The following is an 11,576-nucleotide window of genomic DNA, read 5'->3' on the forward strand; positions in this document are numbered from 1 at the left end:
CGGACCCCGTGCCAGAGTGGCTCCGTGCTCGAAGCAGAGCAGGTCGCGCAGGCCTACGCCGGGTGGATCGCGCACGGCGAGCCCGAGTTCCAGGCCATGATGCGGCCCGATCTGCACGACCACGTCAGCGGCGGACGCGGCCCGCAGACCTGGGACATGGTCTGGGGCTGGATCGAGTCCAGCTTCGAGGAGCGCAGCGCCGAGCTCCACGGCTGGGGCAGGCTCGACGACGGGCGGATCGCGGTGTGGGTGACCCTGCACGGTCGGCACGTCGGCCGCGGGATGCCCTGGCTGGGGGACCGTGCCCCGAACGGCGCCCGGATCGCCTGGAAGCAGCTCCACGTCTTCGCCACCGACGGCGAGTACCTCACCGAGCACTGGGCGGTCCGCGACGACCTCGGCGTGATCGAAGCCGTGGACGCTGCAGGCGGCTGACGGGGCGCGCCGGGTCCCCGGTCATCCGCCCGCCATGTCGGCTTCCGTCATGCCGGCGGGGTGCCCGGCCGGCCACTGCACGAGCTCGATCCGGTAGCCGTCCGGATCGGTCAGCCAGGACGTCGGCAAGCCGGGTCCGGGCTCGACCGGCGGCTCGGCCGGGACGCCGCGGGCGGCGAGATCGGTGATCGTCGCGTCGAGGTCGTCGGTCTGGACGACGAGGTGGTTGACGGCGTCGGTGCCGGTCACGGGCCGGGCGGGGTCGTGGACGAGCTCGAGGCTGACGAATGGATCGTCGGGCAGCCGGAGCATGGTGAGGGTGCCGAAGGGGGTATCGGAGACGCGGCCGAGCTCGGCGTAGCCGAGGGCGGTGTAGAAGGCCAGCGAGCGGTCCAGATCGGTGACGCGGAGTCCGACGTGGAGCATGCGCATGCTCGGCAGCCTACGAGCGTATCGAGGTCGTCCTCCTGATTCGTCCTGCTCCGTCCGGCACGATGGTGCCGTGACCACCGCGCCCAACGCCGAGCAGCGCGCCCGGTGGAACGGTCCTTCGGGGACCGCCTGGACCGAGTACGCCGAGCACTTCGAGCGCGGGTACGCCGACTACGACGCGGCCTACCTGGCCGCCGTCGACGCGCGGGCCGAGGACCTGGTGCTCGACGTCGGCAGCGGACCCGGAGCCCTGGCTCTCCGGATCGCGACGACGGCCCGTCGCGTGGTCGGCGTCGACGTGTCGGCTCCGCTGGTCGACCTGGCACGTCGTCGCGCACAGGCGGCGGGACGCGACAATGCGATCTTCGTCGCGGCCGACGCGCAGGTCGACCCGCCGGACGAGGGCCCGTTCGACGTCGTCGTGAGCCATTTCGGGTCGATGTTCTTCGACGACTCCGTCGCAGCGTTCACCTCCCTGTGCCGTGCGCTGCGACCCGGGGGGCGGCTCGTGCTGCTCACCTGGCAGGGCCCGGAGCGCAATCCGTGGCAGGTCGAGGTGCTGCGTGCCCTGCACCCCGACCAGGAGGCGCCGATCCCCCCGACCGACGGACCCAGTCCCTTCGGGCTCAGCGACGCGGCCCGGGTCCGGAGTGTGCTGGGTGCCGCGGGCTTCGTCGACGTCGAGCTGGAGGACCTCCGCGCACCGCACTGGTCGGGGGCGGATCCCGACGATGCGGTGCGCTTCACGGTCACCCACAACGCGGCCGTGCTCGACGGCTACGACGAGGCCGCCCGCCGTCGCGCGCTCGACCGGCTCCGCGCGCTGTTCGAGGCCCATCACACCCGGGACGGGGTGCTGTTCGACTCCGCGACGTGGCTCGTGCGGGCCAGACGGCCCTGATCCGGGGTCCAATGAAGATCCTGATGTTCGGCCGCGGCGTGATCGCGTCCGTCTACGGCTGGGTCCTGGAACGGGCCGGGCACGAGGTCGAGTTCTACGTCCGTCCGGGCCGCGCTGCGGGCTACGGGACCGTCATCACCCTCGAGCTCACCGACATGCGGCACCGGCCGTGGGGGCAGCGCGTCGAGGAGCGGTGGCCGGTGCGCTACCGCGAGGAGCTCGCGCCCGACCACGACTACGACCTGATCGTGCTGAGCGTCGGGCACCACCGGCTCGCCGAGGCCGCCGCGTTCCTGGCGCCGCGGATCGGCGAGGCCGCGGTGCTGGTCTTCGGCAACGTCTGGACCGAACCGTCGACCGCGATCGGCGACCTCCCCGCCGACCGGGTCGCGTGGGGGTTCCCGCAGGCGGGAGGAGGGTTCGGCAGGGGCGACGTCCTGCGCGCGATGCTGCTGCCCTCGGTCCTCTTCGGCACCCTCGACGGACCGCCCACCGACCGCGAGCCGGCCGTCCGCCGGACCTTCCGCGAGGCAGGCCTGAGAATCCGCGAGCAGCCCGACTTCCGGGGCTGGCTCTGGATCCACTTCCTTTCCGACGCCGGCCTGCAGGCGCAGGCGCTGCGGCGGGGAGCGCTGGCCGACCTGATCGGTGCGCCCGGGGACCTGCGCGCGGCGATGCTCACCAGCCGCGAGCTGCTGCCCCTCCTCGAGGCGCGGGGTGTCGACCTGAGCCGGCACCGCGGTGCTCTCCTGCAGTTCCGCGCCCCGGCGTGGTTGACGGGTGCCGCGCTCGCGCTCGTGACCGCCACGGTCCCGGTCCTGCGCAGGAGCTTCGAGGCGCATGCCGATCCCGCGGCCGAGGAGCCACGCGCGATCTGTCGGGACGTGCTCGACGAGGCGCGTCGGAGGGGCGTCGCGACCCCGCGGCTGGAGGCGGCAGAGCACCTCTTCGCGACGGCGGGCTGATCGGTGACCAGCGACAGGCGCCGGCCGCTTCTTCGACCTCCGGTTCGCCCTGAGCGACCGCGCCCGGCACCTCCGGGCGACCCGAGCCGCAGGCGAGGCGTTGGCGGTCTTCCTCCGGGAGATGGTCGACCACATCGACGCGCACCAGGGCCTGGCCCGCACGCCGGCGACGCTCATGTCCGGAGGTTCCAGCACGGTCGCCGCGGGAGGGCGGGAGCTCGAGGACGCCATGGCGTCGGCGCCGCCCACGCCCGTCCCGACTGGCGGACCGAGGCCGCCGGCGTCGTCACGCTCCTGCTGGACGGTCTGCGTTCGGTGAAGGGATCCGGCCGTCGAGCCGCGCCGATACGCTCACGGCTCCCGGTCCTGGAGGTGTGTGGTGTCGCAGGTCGTCGACTTCTCCAACGTCTCGACGGAGGGCCTCGAGACCTCCCCGGTCGCGGCGGCCCTGGCCGGCCTGCGTGCGAACGAGGCCCGGTACTTCAAGAACAAGTACGACCACGAATTCACCGTCGAGCCCGCCGACGAGGCCGCCGAGGTGGTCGACTGGGTGACCCGGATCCTCGCCGAGGAACGGGACCTCGTGATCGCGTCGCGTCCGTTGGAGGCGACCGGATTCGTCGCGGACGGGACCCGGTTCGCCTACGTGTTCTACGAGTCGGGGCTCTCGATCAACGTGATGTACGGCCTCGAGCCGGGCTCGAAACGCGCGGTGGGGTTCAAGCTCTCGGACGGCATGGAGGTTCCCGAGGAGCTGGCGACGCGGTTCAAGTTCGCGAGGCAGCGCTCCAAGCTCGCCGGCACCATCCGCGGCAGCTTCTTCGTCATCAAGGGGGAGTACTGACGGGCGCTCTCCACCGCTCGGCAGCGTTCCGCGAGGAACAGCGTCACCAGCACGACGAGCACTGGCAGCACGAGCCCGCCTCCGGCCCCGAACGAGACCGGAGGTGGGTCGTCGTCGGGGTTGGTCAGCCGTTGCGGTCGTCGCGCCAGGCGATCCAGTCCTTGAGCCGGGCGAGGTCGTAGCCGCCGGCGCCGTCCTGGCCGACGGTGAACAGCCGGACGCCGGCGTCGTACAGGGCGGAGCCGGTCTCGTCCGGGGTGCCCTGGACCGCGGTGGAGCGCTCGATCTCCGCGGGGTCGCGCCCGATGTCGCGGCAGTGCTGGTCGAGCACCGAGCACTTGTGCGCGACGGTGTCCGCGTCACCGAAGCCGTGCCAGATCGTGGCGTGCTCGGCGGTGTAGCGCAGCGTCTTCTTCTCGCCGCTCCCGCCGATCAGGACCGGGATGTCGCGGGTCGGGGCCGGGTTGAGCTTCGCCCAGCGCGACCGGATCCGTGGCAGCGCGGCGGCCAGCTCGTTCAGCCGGCCGCCGGCGGTGCCGAACTCGTAGCCGTACTCGTCGTAGTCGCGCTGGAACCAGCCGGAGCCGATGCCGAGGATCAGCCGGCCCTCGGAGATGTGGTCGACGGTGCGGGCCATGTCGGCCAGCAACTCGGGGTTGCGGTAGCTGTTGCAGGTCACCAGGGCGCCGATCTCGACCCGTGAGGTGGCCTCGGCCCAGGCACCGAGAATGGTCCAGCACTCGAAGTGCTTGCCGTCGGGCTCGCCGTAGAGCGGGAAGAAGTGGTCCCAGTTGAACACCACGTCGGCGCCGGCCGCCTCGGCGGCGGCGACGGTGCGGCGGATCTCGGCGTAGTCGGCGTGCTGAGGCTGCAGCTGCAGCCCGATCCGGACGGGGCGCGGGTCGGTCATGCAGCCATCCTCCCCGTGGTGCCCTGTCGGCGCTCGACCTGGCGTACGAGGCCTCGTCCGAACTTTGGGACCAGCCCGGGCCGTAACGTGGACCGGATTGAGCCCGCAGCTTGGCGGACCGGATCGGAGCACAGCGGTGCCTGTGGTTCAGTAGGTGGTGACCTGGGTGGTGTTGGTGCGGCTGGTCCAGGTGATGGTGCCGTGGGCGAAGTCGCTGGCCCGGCCGACTGTCACGGCGTATTCGTCGGTGGTGGGATAGCCGAGCGTGGAGCGTTCCCATCCGAGTTGGGCCCAGCGGGTTCGGATGGTGCCCTGCACGATGTGCGCCCCGGTGGCCGGGGAGTAGTAGATCGATCCGCCCACCCCGGTGAAGTGGCTGTAGGAGCCGCTCCCGTCCGGGGTGGCAGTGGTGTCCACGGTCGGATAGCCGAGCGGGCCGCTGGCGGCGCCGGCGGCGAGGTACTTGTCCCGGACCGGTCCGCGCAGCGCGAAGGCGGTGTCGGTGGCCGGGTTCCAGTAGAGCGACGCAGCTGAGGTGCTCGAGCGGCTGGTAGCGCCGGCGAAGTCGTTGAAGCGTCCCCGCCCGTCCTGGGCGACGGTTTCGTCGGTGGTGGGGAATCCGAGGATGCCGGCCGGTCCGCCCAGGGCCTTGTACTTGGCGAGGATGGTGCCGTGCACGGCGTGGGCGCCTGTGGCGGGGGAGTAGTAGATCGTGCCGCCGGTGTAGTCGCGGCTCTGCCCGTCGGCCACCGAGGACGTCGCGGTCTTCGGAGCGCCGAGGTAGGAGGAGGCTCCGCCCAGCTTCTGGTAGTACGCCGCGATCGGGTCAACCGTTGGCGCACTCGTCGAGGTCGGAGCCGCGGCCGGCGCGCTCGGCGAAGTCGTGGTGGTCGGCGGCGTCGTCTTGGTGGGGGTGGGCGTTGTGGTGGGCGACGGCGTGGTGGTGGGCGACGGCGTGGTGGTGACCGGGGGCGTGGTGGACGTTGAGGTCGTCGTGGTTGCGGGCTTGAGGTACTGGTCGAGCCAGTCCAGGGTCGGGCCGGTTTCGATATCGGCCATGTCCTGGGCGTGCAGGGTGCCGGTGTGCACCACCGGCGTGACCGGCCGGCCCGCGGCGCGCATCGCGGTGACCATGAAGTCGAGTTGTTCGACCGGCTGCAACTCGTCGGTCTCGTTGACCAGTCGCATCGGCGGGGTCGTGGCGTCGACGTGGGCGACCGGGGAGGCCTCCGTCGCCTTCCCGGCGCGGCAGGTGGTGTCGGTGATCGGGTCGCAGCCGAGGTAGCTGTGAACGAAGCCCTGCAGCTGCGGGGTGTAGAGCTGGGCGTTGGGGGTGGCCAGGTTGTAGGGCCCGGACCAGCCCACCACGGCCCTCACCGGGGCGTGGCCGGCGGTGGCGGCCTGGGCGGCCAGGTTCGCCCCGGCCGAGTTGCCCCACAGCGCGATCCGGTTCGGGTCGGCTTTCAGCTCGGCGGCCCGGCTCTTGACGGTGTTCACCGCCGCGACGACGTCGTTGACCTCGATGGGATATCCCGGCTGAGGCATCGCGTAGTTGATGGCCACGGCGACGTAGCCGCGGCGGGCGACCGATTGGCCGATGGCGGCGAACTCGTTCTTGTCGCCGCCCACGAACCCGCCGCCGTGTACCAGCACCACGGTGGGGAACGGCCCGGTGCCCATCGCGGCCGGCGGGGTGTAGATGTCGACCAGCTGCAGGCTGGTCGAGGCCTGGTAGTAGAAGAACGTCACCGTCGGGTCCGCGGTGCTCGCCGATGCCATTCCCGCCCCCGACAGCGTCGTCACCGCCGCGGTCACCATAGCCAGCAGCGCCGAGCGCACCGCCATCCCCCGTGACCGGACCGTCGGCGGCATCGCACGCGCCGGGACGGACCCGAGCCGACCCGCTGATGTCCGGACTGTTGCAATGTCGTGCACGGAGCTGCCCCCACGGTTACGGCGCCCGTCCTCGAGCGCGCCCTGGGCGAGGACGTCGCCGCCACAGATCCTTTTGTTACGCAAGGATCTGAACCGGCCGGACGACTGTTCCCCGGCCCGGGCATCGACGAACCGATCGAGGTTTCCTCGAGTGCGGATCCGGCCACGCCGCCGGCGCGGCATCAACTGTCGTGCCGCGTATGAGGGCCGTCCCTGTAACGGGATCTGAACGGCCGCGATGGATCTCCGTCGACACGGGCGGGTCGGGTCGCGCCAGGGTTCCAGGGGGCAGCGGTGGGTTCTGCACGCAATGACGGTGGCGACGGTCCGCTGGAGACGGAGCGTAGCGAGCTCGACGGCGCGTCGGTGCGGACTCCGCGGCAGCGAGAACGCCGCTACCTGTGGTGGTTCGCGGCGCTCTTCGTGGTGGTCGCCGCCGCGTCGGCGGTGGCCGGGGTCCTGATCGGTCGCTCCGAGCATCCCGGCGAGGACACCGTCAGCTCCGGGCAGTGGGCCCTACTGATCGCGATCGTCGTGGGGTTCGCCGTGTTGTGCGGTGCTGTCGGGCTGGGATTCACTCTGTGGCGTCGCCGCCGCGGTTCGGCGATGTTCGCCCGTTCCCCCTTGTGGGAACTGCCCACCCAGAAGGAGCGGCGGGGGTTGGTACGGGACCTGCGCCGGGAGCGCCCGATCGACCCGCATCGCCGGGAGCTAGCCGTGCGGGTGGCTCGAGATTTTTCCCGCCGACGGGGGCTGATCTGGGTCTACCTCGCCCTCGGTGTGGTCAACGGGGGCAACGCGGCCATCCAGGACAGCCCGGCCCGCTGGTTCTACCTCGCCGCTTCGGTGATCTTCCTCGGGATCGCGGCCTGGTGGGTCTGGCTGATCACTCGGATGCGCCGGGCCACCGATCGCCTCGCCACCGATTCGGCCTTCTGAGGCGGCGCCGGCGCGATGATCGAACTCGGCGGTCCCGGCCACGAGCCGGGGCATCTGCTTTCGAGCGCGCTTGCGAAGCGACAGAACGGACGCACGTCGGTGATCAGGAGTCACCGCGGGGCGTCCAAGATGATCTCCATAGGAGAGATCGTCTGGAGTAGACGTGCCGTGGAGTCAGTCGACGCACGGCAAGGATGATCACGTAAACCGATGATCAACGAAGAAGGGTGCGCCGTCAGGGACTCGAACTCCGAACCCAGTGGACTGGGTTCACCATCTCTGCCGTGTGCTGTGGCGAGCATCGGTGCTGGTCAGTGATGGTGCCGTGCTGAGTCGATCATCAACCGTGCCCCACCGTGCCGGGCGATGGTGTGACGTGAGCGGACACTTCAGCGGTCGGTCGATGTCGATCATGACGTCGCTGGAGCCGGCATGGCGTCGCCGGGTTCCCCTTGATGTCGCGTCGAGCCGCTACCGTGGCGTCATGACGGCTTCCGCGTCCAGCGAGGTGCCCGCGGGCGGGTCGCTGGCGCAGGGCGCGTCGCCGGCGACCATCCGAGCAGCATTGCCCCCGGAAGACCGGCAGCGGTTCGATCTGGACTACGGCCGCGCGCTCGACGAGGCACGGCGTGACTACGACATCACCGGGTTGCAGTCGACGCTGGAGACGTGGCGGCGGCAGGCGATCGCCCAGTCCGACCCGGAGGCGTTCCGGACGATGGTGCGGCGTGCGGCGGCGTTCTTCAGCGGTGAGCCGGTTCCGGTCGATGAACCGTTCGCGGTGACACGGGCCAAGGCGGGCATGTAGGTCTGTGTTCCGGGTCGAGCCGGTCGGCGAGGACATCGCGGCCGCGATCGAGGCGTTGCCGGCCGAGTTCCTTGTGGCGTTCGCCGAGGTCCGGAGCGCCCTCGAGGCGTCCCCCGTCATCGGTCGGTGCTCCGTACCACCCGGCGAATCCGAGCGGGTCCCGGGCCGTGGCCTTCGGACCGGAGGGCCGTGGCCTGGTGGTGTTCGCGGTCGAAGACAGCGATCGGCGCACGGTCTGGCTCTGGGCGGTGATCGTCACACCGGGCATCGGCCCTTGATCGCCGTCGCCGCCGTCAGTTTCCGGGGAGCCATGAGGGCTCTTCCGTAGGGGGTCACAGCCGCGCGGACCGGGCGACGTGCTCGGTGCGGTAGACGTCGGCGGCTCGGGGGACGTGGGCGACGCCGAGCTCGTCGGCGACGGCGGCGAGGCCCTCGTCGGCGGCGGCGAGGTCGACCTGTCCGTCGGAGGTGAACCAGGGCGCGACGAAGCGGTCGTGGTAGCGCCGGACCTCGTCCGGGGTGTCGCGGCCCAGGAACCTCTGGAGGTAGGCGACGGCGGTCTCCGGGTCGGCGGCGAGCAGAGCCAGGGCCCGCCGCTGCGCACGCACAGCGGCCGCGACCGCAGGGTCGTCGAGCGAGACGACAGCCGGATCGACGGCGAGTCCGACGGTGGGGACGGCCAGGTGATCGCCGACCCAGGCGAGCTCGTGGAACCCCTCCTCGGCGGCGACCTGTGCCGGGTCGAGAGTGCTGCCGAGGTAGGCGGCGTCGACCTCGCCCGCGCGCAGCCGTCGCAGGTCCATCGCGTAGTCCCCGGGCGGGCGGACCACGCACTCGAGATCGTGGTCGGGATCGAGGCCGTGCCGGCGCAGCACGATGCGGGCGAAGCATCCCGGCGCGGTGTGCGGGGCGTGGACCAACAGGCGACGTCCCCGCAAGTCCTCCATCGCGCCCACATGCGGGCCGCCGACGAACCAGAACAGCGGCCGATGGGTGCTCACCGAGAGCGCGGTCCACTCGACGCCGTCGGTGAGCCGGGCGAACACCGAGCGCCCCAGCCCGATCGTGGCGCCGCGCCGCAGCCGCTCGTCGTCCCAGCTCACCCCGTCGCGCACCGCGAGGTGCACGCCCTCCTGCTCGGGGAAGCCTTCCTGATCCGCCACGTAGGCGACGAGCTCCTCGTGCAGGCCGTGGCCGACGTACGTGAGATCGAGGGTGTGCAACGCGGTGCTCCTGGAACGGATCGGGAAGTCATGACGGTCACGAGGCGGGGTCACGGCATGATCAGGCCGCCGTTGACCGGCGCCCAACTGCCCGTGGTGAACTCGGCGTCGTCTCCGGCGAAGTAGGCCACCGTGCGGGCGACGTCCTCGGGTCGGGCGAGCCGCCCCATCGGCGTTGCGTCGGCGAGCTGTGCCCTGAGTTCGTCGGAGAGCCGCCCGCTCACGGCGGTGTCCTCGACCGTGGACGGGGCGATGACGTTGGCCGTGATGCCGTGGGGTGCCACCTCGGCGGCGACGTAGCGCATGAACGAGTCCAGGGCGGCCTTGGCGACACCGAGCGCGATCATCCCGGTTCGGGGGCGCCGGGACAGGCCGGTGGACAGATAGACCAACCGCCCGTCACGGCGGTCGATCATCCCCGGCAGCACGGCGTGGGTCAGCAGGTGCGCCGCACGCATCTCCTGGTCGAGCTTCGTGGAGAGCTGCTCCCAGCTCAGGTCGGCGAACGAGGTGACCGGGAACGGGGTCATGGCGTTGTGGACCAGCACGTCGAGCCGTCCCCACTGTCCGACGACCGCGTCGACCAGCCGCGTCACGTCGTCCGGATCGGTGACGTCGCCCTGCACCACCAGTGCCGCCCCGCCGGCGTCCCGGACGTCCTGCGCGACGGCCTGGGCGTCGGTCGCGCTGTCACGATGGTTGACCACCACACGGTGACCGCGCGCCGCGAGCTCCCGCGCACTGGCGGCTCCGATTCCTCGGCTGGCTCCGGTGATCAGGCACACCCGATCGCTCACGTGCGATCTCCTCGCTGTCGACGTCGGTGCGGAGGAGTCCCCGACACGTCGAACGCCGAACCTCGGCGCTTCTCGATGCAGGTGCGCACCACCGCCGCCGCGACAGGCTCAGTGCTCGGGAAGAACCTGAGGTGGGCAGGGTCCGCCCGGGCAGGGACGACCTTCGTGCCACCGACACCACACCCCAGGTGTCCGGTCTACGGGGCAAGACCCCACGCGGTGGCCGACCAGCTCGAGCACGCCCAGGTCTCCATGACACAGAACCACAGCCTCGGCCGGCGTATCGCGAACCCCGGCGCTACCGCCGCCCTCGACACGTGGCACGACCAGACGGACGAACGTCGCGGGTGGTACACGGATGCCCGTTCGACACCGACTGTCGTCCGGCCTTCGACCTGGGGAATGGGTGCGCCGTCAGGGACTCGAACCCCGAACCCAGTGATTAAGAGTCACTTGCTCTGCCCATTGAGCTAACGGCGCGTGACCAGAAGACTATCAAGGTGGCCTTCCGGTCCGGCAGCGGGGGTACCCCTGCCGTCCGGGTGAGTGACGGGACTTGAACCCGCGACACCTGGGATCACAACCCAGTGCTCTGCCAGCTGAGCTACACCCACCATCGTCCGCCGGTGCCCCGGCGACCGGTCAAGACTACAAGCCCCGGGCCAGCCGATTCACACCGGCCCCGGAACACCTACTCGGCCGACTGCACACCCGCCGTGTCCGCCTCCACGACGTCCGACGCCGCCGCGCGGGCCTCGTCCGTCGACGGCCCCGGCAGGGGCACGAACGCCGTCCGGCGGTAGTACTCGAGCTCGCGGATGGACTCCCGCGCGTCCGCCAGCGCCCGGTGGGCCAGGCCCTTCTCCGGCTGCGCATAGTAGATCCGCGGGTACCAGCGCCGGCACAGCTCCTTGATCGAGCTGACGTCGATCATGCGGTAGTGCAGGTGGGCGTCGAGCTCAGGCATGTCCCGGGCGATGAAGCCGCGGTCGGTGGCGATCGAGTTGCCGCACAGCGGAGCGGTCCGCGCCTCCGGGACGTGCTCGCGGATGTAGTCCAGGACGAGCTTCTCGGCCTCCGCCATCGTGACCGTCGACGCCCGGACCTCGTCGGTGAGGCCGGACTTGGCGTGCATCTCGACGACGACCTCGGGCATGTTCGCCAGTGCCTCGTCGGACGCGTGGATGACGACGTCCACACCCTCGCCCTGGGGGACCAGGTCCGCGTCGGTGACGAGGGCCGCGATCTCGATGAGCGCGTCGTTCCCCAGGTCGAGTCCTGTCATCTCGCAGTCGAGCCACACCAGACGTCCGTTCACGCCCCGACCCTAGCGAGGACGGCCCAGCCCGGCTCGACGCCGGCGCCGCGAGGATGTGGAGCTACTGAC

At 71.2% G+C, this 11,576-nt stretch carries 12 protein-coding genes, 2 tRNA genes and 1 pseudogene; 7 read left to right on the forward strand and 8 right to left on the reverse strand.

What is annotated here, in order from left to right:
- Positions 1-24 precede the first annotated feature (24 nt).
- Entirely contained in the window at positions 25-435 is a 411-nt protein-coding gene (locus LQ327_RS32970) for a nuclear transport factor 2 family protein (protein WP_230740910.1), read from the forward strand.
- 21 nt (positions 436-456) lie between these two features.
- Here LQ327_RS32970 and LQ327_RS32975 read toward each other — a convergent pair whose 3' ends face one another.
- The gene (locus LQ327_RS32975; protein WP_230740912.1) at positions 457-867 is read right to left on the reverse strand and encodes a VOC family protein; all 411 of its coding nucleotides are present in this window, start codon (positions 865-867) and stop codon (positions 457-459) included.
- A gap of 70 nt (positions 868-937) precedes the next feature.
- On the opposite strand from LQ327_RS32975, the gene LQ327_RS32980 reads away from it, so the two are divergent.
- The 4 genes and pseudogenes from LQ327_RS32980 (at position 938) to LQ327_RS32995 (ending at position 3,577) form a co-directional block, all read left to right on the forward strand.
- Positions 938-1,768 carry a class I SAM-dependent methyltransferase gene (locus LQ327_RS32980; RefSeq protein WP_230740914.1) on the forward strand — a complete coding sequence of 277 codons (831 nt, stop codon included), beginning with the start codon at positions 938-940 and terminating at the stop codon, positions 1,766-1,768.
- 11 nt (positions 1,769-1,779) lie between these two features.
- Positions 1,780-2,733, forward strand: coding sequence for a ketopantoate reductase family protein (locus LQ327_RS32985; RefSeq protein WP_230740916.1), 954 nt, complete (start codon positions 1,780-1,782; stop codon positions 2,731-2,733).
- A gap of 49 nt (positions 2,734-2,782) precedes the next feature.
- Positions 2,783-3,045, forward strand: a pseudogene (locus tag LQ327_RS32990) (TetR/AcrR family transcriptional regulator); the annotation flags it as partial.
- 67 nt (positions 3,046-3,112) lie between these two features.
- Positions 3,113-3,577, forward strand: a complete 465-nt coding sequence (locus tag LQ327_RS32995) for a DUF8821 family protein (protein WP_230740918.1) — start codon at positions 3,113-3,115, stop codon at positions 3,575-3,577.
- Between the two features lie 124 nt (positions 3,578-3,701).
- Here LQ327_RS32995 and LQ327_RS33000 read toward each other — a convergent pair whose 3' ends face one another.
- Entirely contained in the window at positions 3,702-4,487 is a 786-nt protein-coding gene (locus LQ327_RS33000) for an LLM class F420-dependent oxidoreductase (RefSeq protein WP_230740920.1), read from the reverse strand.
- 147 nt (positions 4,488-4,634) lie between these two features.
- The gene (locus LQ327_RS33005) at positions 4,635-6,332 is read right to left on the reverse strand and encodes an alpha/beta hydrolase fold domain-containing protein (protein WP_230740922.1); all 1,698 of its coding nucleotides are present in this window, start codon (positions 6,330-6,332) and stop codon (positions 4,635-4,637) included.
- A 456-nt stretch (positions 6,333-6,788) separates the two neighbouring features.
- Here LQ327_RS33005 and LQ327_RS33010 point away from each other — a divergent pair, with 456 nt between their 5' ends.
- Positions 6,789-7,361 (forward strand): hypothetical protein, encoded by a 573-nt coding sequence (locus LQ327_RS33010; RefSeq protein ID WP_230740924.1) that lies wholly within the window; start codon positions 6,789-6,791, stop codon positions 7,359-7,361.
- A 376-nt stretch (positions 7,362-7,737) separates the two neighbouring features.
- On the forward strand, positions 7,738-8,169 hold the full coding sequence (locus LQ327_RS33015; protein WP_230740926.1) for a DUF6247 family protein: 432 nt from the start codon (positions 7,738-7,740) through the stop codon (positions 8,167-8,169).
- Between the two features lie 332 nt (positions 8,170-8,501).
- Here the strand turns inward: LQ327_RS33015 and LQ327_RS33020 are convergent, their stop codons facing one another.
- From LQ327_RS33020 to orn, 5 genes are all read right to left on the reverse strand, one after another.
- Complete coding sequence (locus LQ327_RS33020) at positions 8,502-9,392, reverse strand: substrate-binding domain-containing protein (RefSeq protein WP_230740928.1); 891 nt, start codon at positions 9,390-9,392, stop codon at positions 8,502-8,504.
- A gap of 50 nt (positions 9,393-9,442) precedes the next feature.
- Entirely contained in the window at positions 9,443-10,189 is a 747-nt protein-coding gene (locus LQ327_RS33025) for an SDR family NAD(P)-dependent oxidoreductase (protein WP_230740930.1), read from the reverse strand.
- 407 nt (positions 10,190-10,596) lie between these two features.
- A tRNA-Lys gene (locus LQ327_RS33030) sits at positions 10,597-10,669 on the reverse strand.
- Positions 10,670-10,730: 61 nt separating this feature from the next.
- A tRNA-His gene (locus LQ327_RS33035) sits at positions 10,731-10,803 on the reverse strand.
- Between the two features lie 77 nt (positions 10,804-10,880).
- Positions 10,881-11,507 (reverse strand): oligoribonuclease, encoded by a 627-nt coding sequence (gene orn, locus LQ327_RS33040; RefSeq protein WP_230740932.1) that lies wholly within the window; start codon positions 11,505-11,507, stop codon positions 10,881-10,883.
- Positions 11,508-11,576: the final 69 nt, after the last annotated feature.

It is taken from the genome of Actinomycetospora endophytica (assembly GCF_021026375.1).
GTDB classification, from domain to species: Bacteria; Actinomycetota; Actinomycetes; order Mycobacteriales; family Pseudonocardiaceae; genus Actinomycetospora; species Actinomycetospora endophytica.

What these genes read in the sequence shown, in the direction of transcription:
- LQ327_RS32975 (WP_230740912.1), bottom strand. Translation starts at nt 867, where the DNA reads ATGCGCATGCTCCACGTCGGACTCCGCGTCACCGATCTGGACCGCTCG.
- LQ327_RS33000 (WP_230740920.1), bottom strand. Translation starts at nt 4,487, where the DNA reads ATGACCGACCCGCGCCCCGTCCGGATCGGGCTGCAGCTGCAGCCTCAG.
- LQ327_RS33005 (WP_230740922.1), bottom strand. Translation starts at nt 6,332, where the DNA reads ATGGCGGTGCGCTCGGCGCTGCTGGCTATGGTGACCGCGGCGGTGACG.
- LQ327_RS32985 (WP_230740916.1), top strand. Translation starts at nt 1,780, where the DNA reads ATGAAGATCCTGATGTTCGGCCGCGGCGTGATCGCGTCCGTCTACGGC.